Here is a 17,367-nt window from a genome sequence, read left to right as displayed (position 1 = left end):
CGGTGTACGGCGGCACCGAGGCCAAGGTGCTCGACACCCCGCGCTCGGTGGTGCAGATCAACGCCGAGCAGTTGGCCAACGGTTCCATCCACAGCGCCGATGACCTGGTCAAATACGCCCCCGGCATCACCCGGGGCGGTGGCCAGAACGCCGGTATTGCCCCGCAGTTCCGTGCCCAGGGCTCGGAGATCTTCCAGGACGGCCAGCGCGGTTACGCCGTGCGCCACCCGGCTAACTTCAACGCCTACGAGGGTGCCGATATCGTCGCCGGGCCGTCCTCGGTGACCTACGGCTCGGTGTCCGGCAGCGGCGGTTATGTGAACTACCTGAGCAAAAAGCCGGACTTCAATCAGTTCAAGACCAAGCTCAGCGGCGAACTGGGCTCGTGGGTACCCGACGGCACCTCGCGCAGTTCCAACAAATTCAGCATCGACAACACCGGCCCGCTGACCGATAACCTGGCGTATCGCGTGAGCATCACTAAGCAGCGCCAGCAGGATTTCTACGACAACGTCGACAACAACTTCGACGCGTTCTACGGCGCCCTCGCCTGGCGCAACGACAACGTGCGCGTGGACTGGAACGCCAGCTACGACAACTACTACGACTACAACATCACCCACGGCTGGAACCGCGCCACCCAGGACCTGGTGGACCACGGCAAGTACTACGCCGGGCGTGCCACGCCGATCATCCAGAACGGCAACACCCTGTGGTCGCCGGTCCTTGCTTCCGGCGCTGCCGATGCGCCAACCCTCGGCTGGGTGCAGCGCCAGCGCAATGCCCAGGGCCAATACAGCGTGGTCGATGGCAGCTTCCAGACCGCCTCGCCCAACACCCAGGCCAACCCCGGCAGCCTGCGTGGCTGGGTGTACGACCCGACGCTGGCAGGCAATGGCGAGCAATCGTTGTCGTCACAGACCGGGCAGCGCAAAGAGGATGAAAGCAGCTCGCGGCGCTTCACCACGCAACTGCGCATCGAGGCCGATCTGTCGCCGACCATCACCCTGGCCAACAGCACGTTCTACGAGCGCTCCAAGGACATCACCGACGCCGTGGGTGCCTTCCAGGTGCAATCCAAAGACACCATTTTTGATAACCGCTTCGAGTTCCGCTCGCGCAACGAAACCCAAGTGGGCGGCTGGACCCTGCGCGACGAGAGCAACACCGGCCTGATCTATCGCCGCGAGTTCAACCAGTCGATTGCCGCCAACAACAGCTTCGGCTCGACCATCAACGCCTATGACCTGACCCAGAATCCGTCCGGCAAAAACCCGGGCGACCTGCTCGGCCTCGACGGCAGCAACCCGGCCGGGGGCAACGGCGCGTGGATCGGCCAACCGGGCGTGCCGCAGTATTCCAACTATTACGGCTGGCTCAACCTGCCACCGATGTATGCGGCCGGGCATGGCCTGTATGCGGAATCGGTGGCGCCCTACACCGCCGAAAGCACTTGGACCACCAAGACCCTGTTCAGCCAGCACAACCTCAAGTACGGCGATTATTTCGGCCTGAACATCGGCGCCAGCCGCAGCTGGATCGAGGCCGAGATCCACAACCCCTTCGCCCTGGCCGGTGGCAGCCGACGCCAGGACAGCGACAACTACAGGCTCTTCGCTTTCCAGGTCAGCCCCTATGTGAAACCCACCGAAAACACCACGCTGTACTACACCTTCGACCGCTCGCTGGCGGTGAACACCGGGTTCTTCTCCAACGGCCTGGGCTGGGGCAGCGGCAGTGGCGCCAACAGCCTCAACCCGCTGGCGTTCCAGAGCCTGAGCGTGCTGCATGAGGTGGGCGTGAAGGTCGAGGCGGTGCCAAACCAGCTGTTCATGACCCTGGCCGCATTCAAACAAGCCCGGGATCAGGCGCCCGACAGTAATAACAACATCGCGCGGCTGATGATCAAGGGCGTGGAAGCCACCGTGCGTTATCAACCGGACGATCACCTGCGCAGCGGCCTGAACCTGTCCAAGCTCAACGCCTACAACGAGTTCACCTCCCAGGCCGGGTTCGCTTCGGCGGGATTCATCCCCGACAACGGCACGGTGTTCGGCGACAACAACAGCCTCAATCAGCGGCCGTCCGGGCGCTATGACGCGGTGCAGATTCCCGAATACACCGCCAGCGGCTACGTGGACTACCGCTTCGATTCCGGCTTTGGCGCCGAGCTGTCCGGCTGGTGGACCAGCAGCTGGTACTTGAACCTGAGCAAGACCGTGAAGATTCCCAACGAATACAACCTCGACCTCGCCCTGTACTACCGCCAGCCGCAATGGAGCACCACGTTGCGCGTGCTCAACCTGACCAACGAACTGAACTTCGTCAGCGGGCTGGCCGGTTCCACCAACACCTTTTTGCAACCCATGCCTGGCCGCACCTTGCTGGCCCAGGTCGACTATCAATTCTGATCCGCATCAGGAGCGCTCCATGTCCATTGAATTTGTCGGCATGATCTTCCCCCGCCAATGGTCCGAGACCCGTGGCGTTCGCAGCCCGGATTTCGACCTCGACTTCATCCGCCACCACGCCCGCGCCCACGAGCACGCCGGCTTCGACCGCGTGCTCATTGCCAGCGGCCCCGGCAGCGCCGACAGCCTGCAGATCGCCGCCTACGCGGCCGCGCACACCGAGCGCCTGGGGTTCATGATCGCCCATCGCCCGGGCCTCACCGCGCCGACCGTGGCCGCCCGTTCCTTCGCCACCCTGGACCACACCACCGGCGGCGGGCGCATACGCCTGCACGCCATCACCGGCATCACCGCCGAACCCCAGGAAGGCGATTTCCTGCTGGACAAGACCGAACGCTACCAGCGCACCGACGAATACCTGGAGATCGTGCGCCGCACCTGGACCGCCGAGGAACCGTTCGATTTCGAGGGCAAATACTTCAACATCAAGGGCGCGTTTTCACCGGTCAAGCCGCTGCAACAGCCGCATATCCCGATCTCGTTTGGCGGGTCTTCCGACATTGCCTACCAGATCGCGGTCAAGCATGCGGATTTGTATGCGCTGTGGGGCGAGCCGTTGAATGGCGTGGCGGAACAGATTGCCAAGCTCAAGGCCGCCGCGGCTGCGGCCGGGGTTGATGCGCCACGGGTGAGTTTGTCGGTGCGTTTGATCTTGGGCGCTACCGAGGAACTGGCCTGGCAGCGGGCGGAGCAGATCCTGGCGCAAATCAAGGCCAACCCACAGTTTGCGGCGGGCAGTCCGTGGAGCAAACGCATCAAGGGCACCGGCTCGGAACGCTTGCTGGCGGCGGCCTCCTTGGGGGACCGCCATGACCGCGCGTTGTGGATGCCAACCGCCACGGCCGTGGGAGCGTATGGCGACACCACGGCGCTGGTGGGCACACCTGAAACAGTGGCGCAGGCCTTGTTGGATTACGTCGATCTGGGCGTGACCACGTTTTTGAATCGGGGCTATGACCCGTTGTACGACACCGTGGATTATGGGCGGTGGATCATTCCGGCGGTGCGGGAAGAGGCACGGCGCAGGCAGGCAAACGCCTAACCTGTGGCGAGGGAGCTTGCTCCCGTGAGGACCTCACAGCCAACCATGAATCACCAGGTTCACCCCTACCTTAACTGTGGGATCGGCGGTTCGACGATTCGACTTGCTCGCGAAGGCGGTGTGTCAATTGAAAAAAGGGTGACTGACACACCGCCTACGGGAGCAAGCTCCCTCGCCACAGGTTATGCAGAACTCGTTCGATCACCGCGCAAATTTGCCCTTCACCCCAACGACGGCGAATGCGCAAGAAGCGTACGCGTATACGCCGCCTGCGGCCGGTCCAGCACCTCATCCACCGCGCCCTGCTCCACCACCCTGCCCGCCTTGAGCACCAGCACCCGGTCGGCAATCGCACGGACCACGCCGAGGTCGTGGGTGACGAACAGCAAGGTCAGCCCTTCGCGCTGCAACTGGCGCAGCAGGTCGAGGATCGAGGCTTGCACCGACACATCCAGCGCCGAGGTGATTTCATCGCAAATCAGCAGCCTGGGCTCGCACAGTAGCGCACGGGCGATGGCCACGCGTTGGCGTTCGCCGCCCGACAAACTCCCGGGGTACAGGTCGGCGACCGAGGCCGGCAGTGACACCCGCGTCAGCACCGCTTCGACCCGTTGTCGCGCCGCTGCACCCTTTACGCAGAAGAAGTGTTCCAGGGGCGCACTCAGCGTCTGGTACACCGTTTGCCGTGGGTTCAACGCCCGGTACGGGTTCTGGAAGATGTATTGGATCGGGTGCCGCTGCCCCGCCTCACGTCGGCGTGCCTGCAAAGGCAACGGCTGACCCGCGTAACTCAATGCCCCGGAGGCGTTCTCGCCAAGGCCGGCAATGGCCCGGGCCAGGCTGGTCTTGCCTGAGCCGGACTCCCCCACCAACGCCAGGCACTCCCCTGGCTGCACCTGCACGTTGATGTCGAACAGCACTTGGCGGTCGTAGGCGACATTCAACGCGCAGACCGTCAGCAACGGCGCCTGGGTGTGCGCGGCGACGCTTGCAATCGGTGTCAGTGCGACCGCTTGCAACGGTTGCTCATGGGGCACCCAACAGGCCACGGCATGGGCGACGCCCACCGGCAAGGTGGGTTCCGCCCGCGAACACGCGTCGGTAAACCGCTCGCAGCGCGGCCCGAAGCTGCACCCCGTTGGCCGCTGCCCCGGTGCTGGCGCATGCCCGGCAATCGCCTGCAATTCGCGCCGGCCCGCCACATCCGGGATCGCCGCCAGCAACCCTCGGGTGTACGGGTGGGACGGCCGGCTGAACAGCGCCTCCCGCGTTGCCGTTTCGACGATGCGCCCGGCGTACATCACCATCACCCGGTCCACCAGGTCCTTGATCACCGCCAGGTCATGGGACACATACACCGCCGCCACCCCCTGGCGTTTGCACAGGTGGCGCAGGGTGTCGAGGATGTGCGCTTGGGTAGTGACGTCGAGGGCGGTGGTCGGTTCGTCCAGCACGATCAGGCATGGACGCAGCACAAACGCCAGCGCCAGCATCACCCGCTGTTGCTGACCACCGGACAGTTGATGGGGAAAGCGCCGCAGGAATTCCGGCTCATCCGGCAGGCCGACATCCTGCAACGTCTCGCGGATACGCACCTGTTGCGCCTCGCGATCCAATCCCAAAGGATGCACCGCCAGGGTTTCGCGCAACAGGTGGCCGATGCGCAGCGCCGGGTTCAGCGCCGTGGCCGGGTCCTGGGCGACATAGCCGATCAGGCTGCCTCGGGCACGGCGCAGGGCTTCACTATCTAGGCTCAACAGCGCTTGGCCGCCCACATTTACTTGGCCGCCGACAATCTGCGCACCACGCCGCGCATGGGCCAACAACGCGGTGGCCAGGGTGGTCTTGCCCGAGCCGGACTCACCCACCAGCCCCAGGATCTCCCCCGCTTGCAGGCTGAACGAAATGCCCGACACCACGTCCACTTCGCCGGGTAATTCAACCCGCAGGTCACGCACCTGCAACACCGCGCTGTCGATTTCGGTCATGGCGTTCATGGCTGTTTTGCTCCCGTCCCTGCGCTGCTGCGGCCGATGCCCTCGGCCAGGATATTAGTGCCGTAGGCAAACACACCGATCAGCACGGCCGGGGCCAGCACCGCCCAGGGTTGTACCAGCAGGCCGGCCTGGTTTTCGTTGATCATCAAGCCCCAATCCGCCGTCGGTGGTGCCACGCCGTAGCCGAGAAAACTCAGGCCCGAAAGCATGCCCACGCCCCAGGTCAGCAGGTTGCCGAAGTGCACCAGCAACGGCGTGAGGATGTTCGGCAGAATCTCCTTGAACAGGATGCGCCGGCGCGAATACCCCATCATCTGCGCCGCTTCGACAAACTCCTGCCCCGCCACCGCCACCGCGCTGGCGCGTGCCAGGCGGATCACGCCGGGGATGAACGCGATCGACACCGTCAACACGATCAGCCACGGCGCACGCCCGAGCATCGAGACGATCAGCAACACCAAAATCAGGTCAGGAAACGCCAGGGACACGTCCGCCGACCAGGTGATCCACTGGTCCAGCCGTCGCCGCGACAAGCCGGCGAGCAAACCGAGGGTGGTGCCCACCACCAGCGCCAGGCTCGCCGCCGCCACCGACATCCACAGCACCGACACGCCACCGCTGAGCAACCGCGACAGCACGTCGTGCCCCAGAAAGTCATACCCCAGCCACGCCGCGCCCGTGGGCGCGCCGTACACCGGGCCGACCATGTCCGTCGGCCCGTGGGGCGCCAGCCAAGGGCCGAGCAACGCCACAGCCACCACCAGCAGCGTGATCAACAGGCCCTTGCGGGTTTGCGGCTCGCTCATGCGTCACCTCGGGAACGGCGCCACCAGGGCGTAATGCCACGGCGGTTGCGTTGGATCAGGGTCACCCGCCGCGCCGTGCGCAGCTTGGGTGTCAGCAGCACAGTCAACAGGTCGGCCAGCAGGTTGATCAGCACCACGGCCAAGGTGATCACCAGCACAATCGCCTGCACCATCGGCAGGTCGCGCATCTGGATCGCTGCGTTGAGCGCGGTGCCAATGCCGGGGTAGCTGAAGATCACTTCGGCCAGCACCGCGCCGCCGATCAAGGTGCGCAAAGTCAGCGCCACCCCCTGGATGGCCGGCACCAGCGCATTGGGCAAGGTGTGGCGCCACACGATGCGCCGCTCGGGCACCCCACGCAGGCGGGCGGCAATCACATAGTCGGACGCCAGCGCCTCGATCATCGCAGCACGCACCATGCGGGTCAGGTACGGCAAGGCGGTGAGGCTCAGGGCCCACACCGGCAGCACCAGGAACCTGAGTTGACGCAGCAACGACTGGTCCGGATCGAGGATCGACACGGCCGGCAAAAAATCCATATGGGGCATGGAAAACAACAGCACCAGGCCAATCGCCAACAGGAACCCCGGCGTTGCCTTGAGGAAGATCAGCAACGACAGACCCCAGCGATCCAGCCGGCTGTCGCGCCGCAACGCCAACGCCACGCCCAGGGCCAACGCAGTGGGCACCACCACGGCGATGACGCCCGCCAGCAACACCAGGGTGTAGCCAAACCGGCCCCACAGCAGGTGACTGACCGGCACGTTGGAGTCGAGCGACACCCCCAGGTCGCCCCGCAAAGCCGAGCCCAACCAGCGCAGGTATTGCCAGGCAATCGGCTGATCGAGCCCAAGTTGATGTTGCAGCGTGAGGATGCTGTCGAGCGGCGCGTCCGGGCCGAGGATCACCCGCGCCGGGTCCGACGGCAGCGCCTGGGTGGCGATGAACACCACCAGGCTGATCACCCAGGCGGTCAGCAGGCCATAGCCCAGGCGCCCGACATACCAGGACAGCCACGCCGGTGTGCGTGGGGTGTTGCAGTGCGGCTCAGACATGGTTCAACCACAACTCATCAAAGCGCCAGGAGGCGAAGGTGGTCTGTTCCGGCGTGAGGCCACCGACCTTCACCGAAGCCGCGTCCAGCACGTCGCTGAAACCCCAGATCAACAGGCCGCCCCGCGCGTGCTGGATCTGCTGCGCTTCATGCACCAGACCTTTGCGCAACGCCAAGTCGGGCTGGGCCAGGGCGTGGCGGTACAGGTCGTCAAAGCGCGGGTCATGGAAGTTGCTGCGGTTATAGATCGCCAACGGTGCATCGTTATGCAACGCCGACGCGAGGAAACCACGGGCCGGTGTGGAGCCCGGCGACACTTGCCATTGTTCGCGTTGCGGGCCGTTGAACACGGCGCCGTCGACTTGGCTGACGCGCACCTCGACACCGGCCTTCTTCGCCTGCTGGGCAAACACCAGCGCGGCGTTGACGCCCGGCCCCGGCGTGGTGGTCAGTTCCACGCGCAGGTCGGTCTGGCCGGCCTGGCGCAACAACGCCCGCGCCTGCTCCAGGTCATACGGGCGCTGGGCAATCCCATGGTTGTAGGTGGGGTCGTGGGGCGAATAGAGGTCGTTGGCGATACGGCCAAAGCCGTTCAGGCCTCGGTCCACCAACTCTTGCCGGTCGGCCAGCAAACGAAACGCCTGACGCACCCGCACATCGTCGAACGGCGGCTTGGCCAGGTTCAGGTTGAAACCGGTAAACGAGGTGGTCGGCGATACGCTCAGTTGCAGCCGCGAGTCGGCCTTGAGCAATGCACTGTGCTCGGCCTGCACGCCGCTGGCCACGTCGATCTGCCCGGCGCGCAAGGCGGCAACCCGGGACACCTGGTCCTTGAATTCGATGATTTCCAGCTCGTCGGCATACGGCTGGCCCGGCTTGTAGTAGTTCTCGAACCGCGTATACAGCGAGCGCTGGCCGGGTACAAAACGCTTGAGCTTGTAGGGGCCGGCGCCCACCGGATTGGTGATCGGGTCATAGTCGGTGGGCACGATGCCGCCGAAGCTGATCAGGGTTTCATCCAGCGGGTAGAAGCTCTGGCCGTGCTTGAAGCGGATTTCGATCGTGCGTTCATCCAGTTTGCGCAAGGCATTGCGGTCGATGGCCCCCACCAGCCCGGCAAACGGCGAAGCCAGCTTCGGGTCGGTGAGGCGCAACAACGAAAACAGCATGTCGTCGGCGCCGATGGTCTTGCCGTGGTGAAACTCCAGGCCCGGCTTGATGCGGATGGTCCAGGCGCTGGCGTCGGCGTTCGGCTCGGCGAATTCGGCCAGGGCCAGGCGCGTGCTGACGTCGGTGTTCCATTCCCAGAACTTGCTGTACAGCGCCCAACCGCGAATGATCCCGCCGCCCACCGGTTTGTGGGCGTCCAGGTTGCCGGACTGGTCACCGTCGATAATGCCGACACGCAAGCGCCCCCCGCTGACGGGCTTGCCGGTATGGACGGCCTCGCCCTGGGTCGCCGCACCACTGTCACAGCCCCCCAGCAGCAAGCCGCCGCCGATGGCCAGGCTGTTGCCGAGAAACACCCGGCGGGAAAATCCGTCACTCATCACTCAAGCCTCTTCGCGCTGCACAACCGTGTGGGTGACGCCCAGGCGTGGCACGTCAAAACCGTGGTCCAGGTCGAGCAGCGGGAACAACAGGTCGGCCACGCGGTGGGCTTCGTCGATCAGCGGGAAGCCCGACAAGATGAACGCCGACGTGCCCTGGGCCTCGTATTCACGAATGCGCTCGGCCACTTGCTCGGCGCTGCCCACCAGGTAGGTGCCGGCTGCCGGGCCAAGAATGTTGAAGCCAAACAGGCTAGGCCCGAGCCACACGTTGGGGTAGATCTCCAGCTCACGAGCGGTGGGCAAGCGCCCGCTGCGAACAGTGTCGACATTGCGCTGGATGTGCGGGTCGTCGCTGTGAAAATCATCCAAGCTCACCCCCGGCGGCAGCTGGCGTTCGATGGCGTTTCGTGCAGTCTGCAGCGAGGTGCGTTGCAACAGTTTTTCGGCGTGGGCCCAGGCTTCTTCCTCGGTCTCGCGCACGATGATCTGCAGGCGGGTGCCGAAGGTCAGCTCGCGGCCAATTTTCGCGGCCTCGGCAGCCACCTTGCGGAACTTGTCGCCCAATTTTGGCGGGGTATTGGCGAAGCTCAGGTACACGTCCAGCAATTGCACCGAATGCTCGACACCCGGCCCCGATGTGCCTGCGCCCCACAGCGGGATGCCGGGCTTCTGGTACGGCGGGTGCCAGCCGCCCAACGGATGGCTGGCCGCGCCCGGCGAACGGGGGGCGAGCTTGACGTAGTCGCCGTCATAGCCACGGGTATCGCCGGCATAGAAGCCCTGGAACGCCCGCCAGTATTCGAGGCTGAAGGCGTAGCGTTCGTCATGGGGGTAATGCACACCCAGTGTCGCCAGGCCCGCGTCATTGCCGTTGACCACGTTGAACAACAGGCGGCCGTTGGAAAACTGGTCGAAGGTCAGCGCCCATTTGGCCAAGACAGCCGGCGACAGCTCCCCCGGGTGTTGGGCCACCAAAAAGCGCAGGCGTTGGGTGGCGTCGATCAACGAAGCGGCCACGGCCAGGCTTTCATTCGGGCTGGAGCCGAGCAAAGAGCCGTAGTAACCCAGGCGATCACTGGCGACGGCCAGTTGCTTGAGGTGGTGGAAATCGGTTTTCCAGCGGCCTTCGGGCTCCCACGGATAAGGCCCGTCGGGCGTGGTGAGGTACCAGAGAATTTTTACGGCCATGACAACACATCCTTGAATTAAAAAATCCCCCTGTAGGAGCCGGCTTGCCGGCGATGGCGGCGGCACATCCGACATTGATGTCGCCTGGTACACCGCTATCGCAGGCAAGCCAGCTCCCACAGTTGGCCCGAGTGAACCTTAGCTACGACGGTCAATCGCCGGCACCAGGCCCAGCGCCGTAGCCTGCTCGAACAACCCGCTCATCTTCCATTGCTGGGTCAACACGCCCGGGCCGTAGGCGCGCGAGCCACCCAGTGCGTCGGCGAGCAATTGCAGTTGTGCGCCCTCCTCCAGCAACAGGATGAATTCCGCCGTGGCGCGAAGCCCTTGCTTGCCCCACACCGTGGAGCCGCCGTTGGCTTCGAGGATCGCCAGGTTGAAGGGGTTTTCGGCGATCTTGTCGAGGATGAAATCCACCTCTTGCTGGCGGCGGTCGATGTACACCGGCAGCTCACGCGCCAACTGGTAGCGCTGCACCGGCACGTAATGAAATGGCAGGGTGCGGTGGGTCTGGGCCCAGGCGCCCAGGTACGGCGAATGCACGTGGGACACGGTGGTCACGTCCGGGTGCTGCTGGAACAGCTTGGTGTAGCGCCCCAGGCCGCCCTTGCCCTTGCCGAAGATCACGTTGCCGGCAAAGTCGGTGACGGTGGCCTGCAGCGGCTTGCGGTAGTTCCACGGGCCGCCGTAGTTCACCGACACCAGCAGCTCCTGGCCGGGGACGCGCTCGATAAAGCCAACGGTGCCGTTGGCGGTGATGGTGTTCGTTTCGCGGAACACGGTGAAGGCTTCTTCAGCTTCCAGCAGGATCTTGTCGATAAAGGCCTGCAACTCCTGGCTGATGGGTTGTGCGTGGACGATGGCAGTCATGGGGTGTCTCCAGGTTCAGGCGCGGCGCGTGGCCAACAGTTCATGGGCAGCTTGCAGGGGGTGCGGGTCGACCCAGTCGGCGATGGCAAAATCGCGCTCCAGGAAGCCGTGCAGGTAAAGGAAAGTCTTTTGGGTGTCGAGGAACGCCAGGCGCTGGGCCGACAGGTCCGGTGCCAGGGTGGTGTGGAAGTCGCCGCGATAAGCCTCGGCCACACCGGCACTGCCCGCGCGGGTTTCTTCTTCAAGAATCGCGTTGAGGCTGTCGCGGTTGTTCGCGGCCCACTCGGCGGCACTGAGGGTTTGCGCGAGGAAGCGCACCACCAGGTCAAAGTGGTTGTCCAGCAGGCTCTGGTGGACGGTGATCGGACGCGGCGTGCCGTTGTTGATGCGATAACGCGGCTCGGCGATCAGGTCCAGGTCGATGCCCACCACCAGGCCGAGCCGGCGCGCTGCGTCAGCGGCCGAAGCGCCCTTGACGTACACCGCGTCCACCTCACCACGCGCCAGGTAATCCAGGCCCGACCACAGGCGCTGCAAGCCACGCTGCGGGTCGGGGGCCTGCTCCTGATCCTGCAACGCCACTTCCACCAGCGTCACGTCATCAAAGCCCAGGCCGGCCAGGCTCAGGGCGCCCTTGTATCCGTGCAGGCTCATGGCCCGGGCGATGCTGCCCGGCCGGCTTTCGCCCCACGCTGGCAGGGCCAGACGCTTGCCTTTCAAGTCCTCGGGGCGGGTGATGCCGGAGTCCGGGCGCACGAGGATGGTCTGCCATTCCTCGATCCAGGTCAGGCCGATCAGCCGGCTCGGCGCACCGGCCGCACGCGCAGCCAATGCCGGCACATTGCCGCCTTCGCGAAACAGCCCCGGCAGGTCGTGATCGTAGTGATGACGACCCAACTGGCGGGCCTCCTGCAAGGTGGACACCGGCAGGCCATCGGCGGCGAACTCTTCGGTGAGCCAGCCCAGCTTGTAGGCGATGCCGGACGCGGTCGGCACCGGGCAACGGGTAAACCAGATCTGCTCAAGCTCAGGCGTGGGCAGGACAGCGGAAAGGGTCATCGGCAGCTCCATTGAATTGGGCGGGTTCAGTGGAGGGGATATTGCAGAGGCCGTGCCAAACGGCCAAAGCCCCGGTTTACGGGGCTGATGCCCGGGGCTATGCAACGCGATTGCTGACCTGCCAACAGCACTGCTGCTGCGCCAGCAGTCGCTTGGGGGTGTTGCTTCTCCAGCAGCACCCCGTGTGCCTCAGCCCCCGTGCCATGGGGTTTCAGGCGTTGGCTTGGAACTTGCTCAAGCCCCTTCAGACACCGCTCGCTCTTGTAGGAGCCCGGCGCGAACCAAACCAGAAGGATGAATGCATGACTACGTTTGAACAGGCCCCCATACGCCAGCTGCACAGCGAAGCCGAGGCCATCGCCGCCGCCCATGAAATCGCCCAGGAGATCGCCGCCATTGCCGCCGACCACAGGCAAAACGGCCAACTGCCGTGGCGCCAGGCGCAGCTGTTATCGGAGAGCGGCATCACCGCCATCGGCGTGCCAGAGGCCTTCGGCGGGCTTGGCGCGTCGGTGCAAACCATCGTCGAGACCGTGCGCATCATCTCGGTGGCCGATGGCGGTGTGGGGCAACTTCTGCAGATCCATAACGTGATGCTGCGCGGCATCTTCAACGGCTACCCCGACGCCGTGCGTGATCGCCTGGTCAGCGATGTGCTGGCCGGCAAACGCTTCGGCAATGCGCTGGCCGAGGTCGGCGGCAAGAACAAATTCGCGCTCAAGACCCGCGTCGAACGCCGTGAGGACGGTGCCCTGGTGCTCAACGGCAGCAAGTTCTACTCCACCGGCTCCTACCTGGCCGAATGGATCTCCCTCACCGCCGCCTCGGAGGATGGCGGCGCGGGCGTGCTGCTCAACCGCAACGCGCCGGGCCTGACTCTGGTGGATGACTGGGAGGCGTTCGGCCAGAAAAACTCGGTGAGCGGCACGGTGAATTTCGACAACATCGTGCTGGACGAAGACTACGTGTCACGGCGCAAAGGCCCGATGAAACGCACCGGGCTGACCTTCCCGCAGATCCTTCACGCGGCCATCGACACCGGCATCGCTGCGGGCGCGCTGTCGGCCGCCGTGGATTACCTCAAGCACAACGCACGCCCGTGGGTAGAAAGCGGCGTCGATCACGCCAATGAAGAGCCGCACATCATCAAGCAGATCGGCGAATACGCGGTGGCCCTGCGTGCAGCCGAGTCGCTGTTGCGCGATGCGGCACGGGTGTTTGATGCCCATGAGCTGGACCCGGAGAACAAGGCACTGCAAGACGAACTGATCCTCTCTGTGGCCACCGCCCGTGCTCACTCCGACAGTGCCTCGCTGAAGATCTCCAGCGACATCTTCTCGCTGCTCGGCGCCAGCGCATCCCTGAGCAAATGGAACCTCGACCGCTTCTGGCGCAACGCCCGGGTGCATACCACCCACGACCCGATCCGCTGGCGCCTGCACCACGTGGGCAACTACTACCTCAACGACGTGGACCCCGGCGAATACACCGCAATCCTCAACGCCAAGGAAACCCAGGGCGCCACCCAAAAATAACCACACAACTCTGTAGGAGCCCGGCTTGTCGAAACGTCGCACCGCGGCGATGGCGGTGTGTCAGGCGACATCTGTAGTGGATGTGCCGACGCCATCGCCGGCAAGCCGGGCTCCTACACGGGGACGCGTGAATTCCTTTTTGCCGATGAGCTTTTCATGATCGAAAGACACCCTCTTCTGCGCAGCCTGGCGATCTACCGGGAAATGCCCTGGCGGTTCAGCCTGGTGGCAGCGCTGTACATCGCCATCAACCTGGGGCTGGTCTGGCAGCAATGGCTGATCGGCCACGCGGTCAACGACGTCAGCGCCGGCCGCGCCGTGGTGCATCACGCCGACGGCAGCCTCGACGCCAGCCTGGGTTGGTACTGGCTGGGCCTGATGCTGGCCGTGGCCCTGGGCCGTGGCGTGCTGCAATACGTCGCCAGTGTGCTGTCGCTGGTGATCAGCCAAGAGCTGCTGACACGCCTGCGCGAACGCATCCTGGCCCAGGTGCAAAGCCTGCACCTGGGCTACCACTGGCAGCACGGCATGGGCGAGATGATCACCCGCACTACCCGCGACGCCGACAAGGTACGCGACGCGCTGATCACCTTCTGGCGCCAGTTGGTGGAAACGCCCTTGGTGGTACTGGCCACCGTGGGTTTGCTGAGTTGGTACGACCCACTGCTGGGCCTGGTACCGCTGCTGCTGACGGTCACGGGCCTGGGGATTTTCGTGTTGCAAACCGAACGGCTGGTGGGCCTGGACCGTGCCGTCGGCAGCGCCTATGACCGCGTCAACCAGGACCTGAGCGAAGGCATTGGCGGGGTGCGGGTGATCAAGTCATTTGCGCTGGAGCAACCGCGTATCCAGGGTTTTGCCGACCAAGTGGCGGTGTTTGCCACGTTGGCCCGGCAGGCCCTGGCCTATTCCAGTTCACGCATTCCGCTGCCCCAGGCGGTGGTCGCACTGGGGCACGTGTGGATCCTGGTGTACGGCGCGCATCTGGTGGCGGCCGGTCAGTTGGGGATTGGTGAGCTGGTCACCTCCCTGCTGATCGCCACCACGCTGGTGTTCCGCATCGAAGGTATCGGCCGGGTGATGCAGACGTTCGCCGACGCCCGCGCCAGTGCCGAGCGCATCTGGCAATTGCTCGATGCTCCCGCCGCGATCCAAAGCGGCACTGCCACCCTGCCCGCCAGCCCCTTGGGGCTCAAGCTGGACGCGGTGAGTGTCACCGCGCCTGGCGGTGGCCGTGACATTCTGCAGGGCTGTTCGCTGACCTTGCAGCCCGGCGAGATCGTCGCATTGGTCGGCGCCACGGGCACTGGCAAGAGTTTGCTGGCCAGCCTGTTGCCACGCTTGAGCGATGTGACGGCCGGGCGCGTCTTGCTGGGCTCGGACCGTCATGGCTGGCAGGACATCCGCGCTCTGCAACTGGGCCCATTGCGCCAACGGGTGCACGTGGTGCCGCAGGAGAGTTTCCTGTTCGCCGGTACCCTGGCCGCCAACCTGCGCCTCACGGCACCCGACGCCAGCGACGAACAACTGCGCGACGCCCTGCACCTGGCCGCCGCCGAAGATGTGTTGCAACGTCTGCCCCACGGGTTGGAAACGCCCCTGGGCGATCGCGGCGTCACCCTGTCCGGCGGCCAGCGTCAACGCCTGTGCCTGGCCCGCGCGTTGCTGGGCAAACCGGACATCCTGTGCCTGGACGACGCCACCAGCGCCCTCGACGCCATCAGCGAACGCCAGGTGCTGCACAACTTGCGGCAACTGCAGGGCACGACGGTGCTGGTGATCTCCAGCAAGCTCTCAACCATCCTGCTGGCCGACCGCGTGCTGATGCTCGACGCCGGCCGCATCGTCGCCCAAGGCACCCACACCCACCTGCAATCCACCGACGCGGCTTACCGCGACCTGCTGGGGATCGAACATGGCTAACCCGCTGCCAGGCAAAGCCTTGAGCGACATCGAAATCGAAGAAATGCTGGCAAAAAAAGCCCTCGACCGGGGCATGTTCAAGCGCCTGCTGCCGCTGCTGCGACCGATCCGACGTCAGATCCTGGCGGTGATCGGCATCGAAATCTTGCTGGTATTTACCGTGTTCCTGCGCCCGTGGTTCGTGCGTGAACTGCTCGACCGCGGATTGGTGCAAAGCGCCGATCACTGGCTGCTGGATGAACGCCTGGTGCTGTGGCTGGGCCTCGGCCTGGCGGCAAGCTGGTTGGCGCGCTTTCTGTTGGCCGGGGTCTCGCAGTTCGTGGCCGGCAGCGCGGCAATCCGGGTACTGAACGCCTTGCGCGTGCAGGTGTTCGCCCATGTGCAGGGCCTGAGCGTGAGCTACTTTGACCAGACCCGCGCCGGGCGCATCATTTCCCGGGTTGACCGCGACGTGGACGCCCTTGAACCGCTGGTGATCCAGGGCCCACCGGAATTACTCGGCGCCGTGCTGCGTTGCGGCCTGGCGTCGGTGATGCTGTGGCGCATCGACCCCCGCTTCTTTCTGAGCCTGGTGGCGACGGTGCCGCTGCTGGTCATAGCCACCTGGAGTTTCAAGCGCATCTCCCAGCGCAACTGGGCCAAGGTCGCGGAAAACCGCAGCCGCTTTACCGCGCACCTGGTGGAAAGCGTCAGCGGCGCACGCCTGCTGCAACAATGCGCCCAGGAAACGCCCAACCTGCAGCGTTATCGCGGGCTGCTGGATGACTTCAACCACGCACTGATTCGCGGCAGCTTGCGCTCGTCGTGGTTTGCGCCGTTTACCGCCCTGCTCAGCTCGGCCGGCATCGCCCTGTTGTTGCTGGTGGGCGCCTATGGCCTGGCAGCGGGCGACGTGAGTGTGGGCCAGGTGGCTGAAAGCCTGTTCTACGTGTTTCTGTTCCTCGGGCCGCTGCAGGAACTGTCGGACCTGTTCGAGCGTTACGCCACGGGCTCGGCGTCGGCGCAGCGGATCTTCCTGTTGCTCGACACCCGCCCGCAGATCGTCGACAGCCCCGCGCCGCAACCACTGCCGCTGGCACGCGGTGACGTGCAGTTTGACCAGGTGGGATTCAGCTACGGGCAGACACCGGTCCTCACCGGGCTGAACCTGCATATTGCGGCGGGTGAAGTGCTGGCGATTGTCGGCCCGTCCGGGCATGGCAAGAGCACGCTGGTGCAGTTGCTGACGCGTTTCTACGAAGCCCAGACCGGCGCGGTGCGGCTTGACGGTATCGACGTGCGCGACCTGACGCAACACACCCTGCGCCGGCATGTGGGGGTGGTGTTGCAGGACAACGTGTTGTTCAGCGGCAGCATCCTCGACAACCTGCGTCTGGCAGCGCCCCAGGCGTCTGATGCGCTGCTGATTGCCGCGGCCCGTGAGTTGGGGGCGGATGAGGTGTTGGAGCGGCTGCCCCATCAGTACCACACCGAGGTGGGGCCGCTGGGCGCGCATTTGAGCCATGGGCAGCGGCAGTTGGTGTGCCTGGTGCGCGCGTACCTGGCGGACCCGGCGGTGCTGGTGCTGGATGAGGCGACGTCGGCGGTGGATATTCATACCGAGCGGCGGATTCAGCGGGCGTTGCGACGGCTGTGTGAAGGGCGCACGGCGATCATTATTGCCCATCGGCTGGCGACGATTCGGGATGCGGATCGGATCGCGGTGGTGAGGCATGGGCAGGTGGTTGAGGTGGGGGGGCATGGGGAGTTGATTGAGAGGGATGGGGTGTATGCGGGGTTGTATCGGAGTTATTTGTTGAGTGCGGAGGTGGTGGTTTGACGTCGTGTACATATCCGTTATTGGAGTAACGGCTGCTTATGGTCCGCTCT

The 17,367-nt window shown here is 64.9% G+C and carries 12 protein-coding genes; 5 read left to right on the top strand and 7 right to left on the bottom strand.

Features of this window, described 5'->3' with window-relative positions:
* Positions 1-2,411: TonB-dependent receptor plug domain-containing protein (locus HX803_RS19295; protein WP_178922661.1), on the top strand; the 2,411-nt coding region annotated here is incomplete at its 5' end.
* Between the two features lie 19 nt (positions 2,412-2,430).
* Positions 2,431-3,513, top strand: coding sequence for an LLM class flavin-dependent oxidoreductase (locus HX803_RS19290; RefSeq protein WP_178922659.1), 1,083 nt, complete (start codon positions 2,431-2,433; stop codon positions 3,511-3,513).
* A 221-nt stretch (positions 3,514-3,734) separates the two neighbouring features.
* Here HX803_RS19290 and HX803_RS19285 read toward each other — a convergent pair whose 3' ends face one another.
* The 7 genes from HX803_RS19285 to HX803_RS19255 form a co-directional block, all read right to left on the bottom strand.
* Positions 3,735-5,510 (bottom strand): ABC transporter ATP-binding protein, encoded by a 1,776-nt coding sequence (locus HX803_RS19285; protein ID WP_178922657.1) that lies wholly within the window; start codon positions 5,508-5,510, stop codon positions 3,735-3,737.
* Complete coding sequence (locus HX803_RS19280; protein WP_178922655.1) at positions 5,507-6,316, bottom strand: ABC transporter permease; 810 nt, start codon at positions 6,314-6,316, stop codon at positions 5,507-5,509. The genes HX803_RS19285 and HX803_RS19280 overlap by 4 nt, the downstream gene beginning before the upstream one ends.
* A complete protein-coding gene (locus HX803_RS19275; RefSeq protein WP_178922653.1) occupies positions 6,313-7,371 on the bottom strand; it encodes an ABC transporter permease in 1,059 nt (352 codons plus the stop codon). Before HX803_RS19275 ends, HX803_RS19280 begins: the two co-directional genes overlap by 4 nt.
* The gene (locus HX803_RS19270; RefSeq protein WP_178922651.1) at positions 7,364-8,920 is read right to left on the bottom strand and encodes an ABC transporter substrate-binding protein; all 1,557 of its coding nucleotides are present in this window, start codon (positions 8,918-8,920) and stop codon (positions 7,364-7,366) included. Before HX803_RS19270 ends, HX803_RS19275 begins: the two co-directional genes overlap by 8 nt.
* Positions 8,921-8,923: 3 nt before the next feature.
* The gene (locus tag HX803_RS19265; RefSeq protein ID WP_178922649.1) at positions 8,924-10,111 is read right to left on the bottom strand and encodes an LLM class flavin-dependent oxidoreductase; all 1,188 of its coding nucleotides are present in this window, start codon (positions 10,109-10,111) and stop codon (positions 8,924-8,926) included.
* A 138-nt stretch (positions 10,112-10,249) separates the two neighbouring features.
* Complete coding sequence (locus HX803_RS19260; RefSeq protein WP_178922647.1) at positions 10,250-10,981, bottom strand: class II aldolase/adducin family protein; 732 nt, start codon at positions 10,979-10,981, stop codon at positions 10,250-10,252.
* Between the two features lie 15 nt (positions 10,982-10,996).
* Positions 10,997-12,040, bottom strand: a complete 1,044-nt coding sequence (locus HX803_RS19255; RefSeq protein ID WP_178922645.1) for an ABC transporter substrate-binding protein — start codon at positions 12,038-12,040, stop codon at positions 10,997-10,999.
* A 302-nt stretch (positions 12,041-12,342) separates the two neighbouring features.
* Between HX803_RS19255 and HX803_RS19250 the strand changes: the two genes are divergently transcribed.
* The 3 genes from HX803_RS19250 to HX803_RS19240 all read left to right on the top strand — a co-directional run bounded on the left by HX803_RS19250 (position 12,343) and on the right by HX803_RS19240 (position 17,317).
* The gene (locus HX803_RS19250; RefSeq protein ID WP_178922643.1) at positions 12,343-13,575 is read left to right on the top strand and encodes an acyl-CoA dehydrogenase family protein; all 1,233 of its coding nucleotides are present in this window, start codon (positions 12,343-12,345) and stop codon (positions 13,573-13,575) included.
* A 156-nt stretch (positions 13,576-13,731) separates the two neighbouring features.
* Positions 13,732-15,498 (top strand): ABC transporter ATP-binding protein, encoded by a 1,767-nt coding sequence (locus tag HX803_RS19245; RefSeq protein ID WP_178922641.1) that lies wholly within the window; start codon positions 13,732-13,734, stop codon positions 15,496-15,498.
* Complete coding sequence (locus tag HX803_RS19240; RefSeq protein WP_178922638.1) at positions 15,491-17,317, top strand: ABC transporter ATP-binding protein; 1,827 nt, start codon at positions 15,491-15,493, stop codon at positions 17,315-17,317. Before HX803_RS19245 ends, HX803_RS19240 begins: the two co-directional genes overlap by 8 nt.
* Positions 17,318-17,367: the final 50 nt, after the last annotated feature.

Source organism: Pseudomonas sp. P7548 (assembly GCF_013386585.1).
Taxonomy (GTDB): domain Bacteria; phylum Pseudomonadota; class Gammaproteobacteria; order Pseudomonadales; family Pseudomonadaceae; genus Aquipseudomonas.
The sequence above is the reverse complement of the archived record's forward strand: the minus strand, read 5'-3'. Positions and strand labels throughout refer to the sequence as shown.

Coding starts and splice junctions, on each gene's coding strand:
- HX803_RS19290 (WP_178922659.1), top strand. CDS start 2,431: ATGTCCATTGAATTTGTCGGCATGATCTTCCCCCGCCAATGGTCCGAG.
- HX803_RS19285 (WP_178922657.1), bottom strand. CDS start 5,510: ATGAACGCCATGACCGAAATCGACAGCGCGGTGTTGCAGGTGCGTGAC.
- HX803_RS19280 (WP_178922655.1), bottom strand. CDS start 6,316: ATGAGCGAGCCGCAAACCCGCAAGGGCCTGTTGATCACGCTGCTGGTG.
- HX803_RS19275 (WP_178922653.1), bottom strand. CDS start 7,371: ATGTCTGAGCCGCACTGCAACACCCCACGCACACCGGCGTGGCTGTCC.
- HX803_RS19270 (WP_178922651.1), bottom strand. CDS start 8,920: ATGAGTGACGGATTTTCCCGCCGGGTGTTTCTCGGCAACAGCCTGGCC.
- HX803_RS19265 (WP_178922649.1), bottom strand. CDS start 10,111: ATGGCCGTAAAAATTCTCTGGTACCTCACCACGCCCGACGGGCCTTAT.
- HX803_RS19260 (WP_178922647.1), bottom strand. CDS start 10,981: ATGACTGCCATCGTCCACGCACAACCCATCAGCCAGGAGTTGCAGGCC.
- HX803_RS19255 (WP_178922645.1), bottom strand. CDS start 12,040: ATGACCCTTTCCGCTGTCCTGCCCACGCCTGAGCTTGAGCAGATCTGG.
- HX803_RS19250 (WP_178922643.1), top strand. CDS start 12,343: ATGACTACGTTTGAACAGGCCCCCATACGCCAGCTGCACAGCGAAGCC.
- HX803_RS19245 (WP_178922641.1), top strand. CDS start 13,732: ATGATCGAAAGACACCCTCTTCTGCGCAGCCTGGCGATCTACCGGGAA.
- HX803_RS19240 (WP_178922638.1), top strand. CDS start 15,491: ATGGCTAACCCGCTGCCAGGCAAAGCCTTGAGCGACATCGAAATCGAA.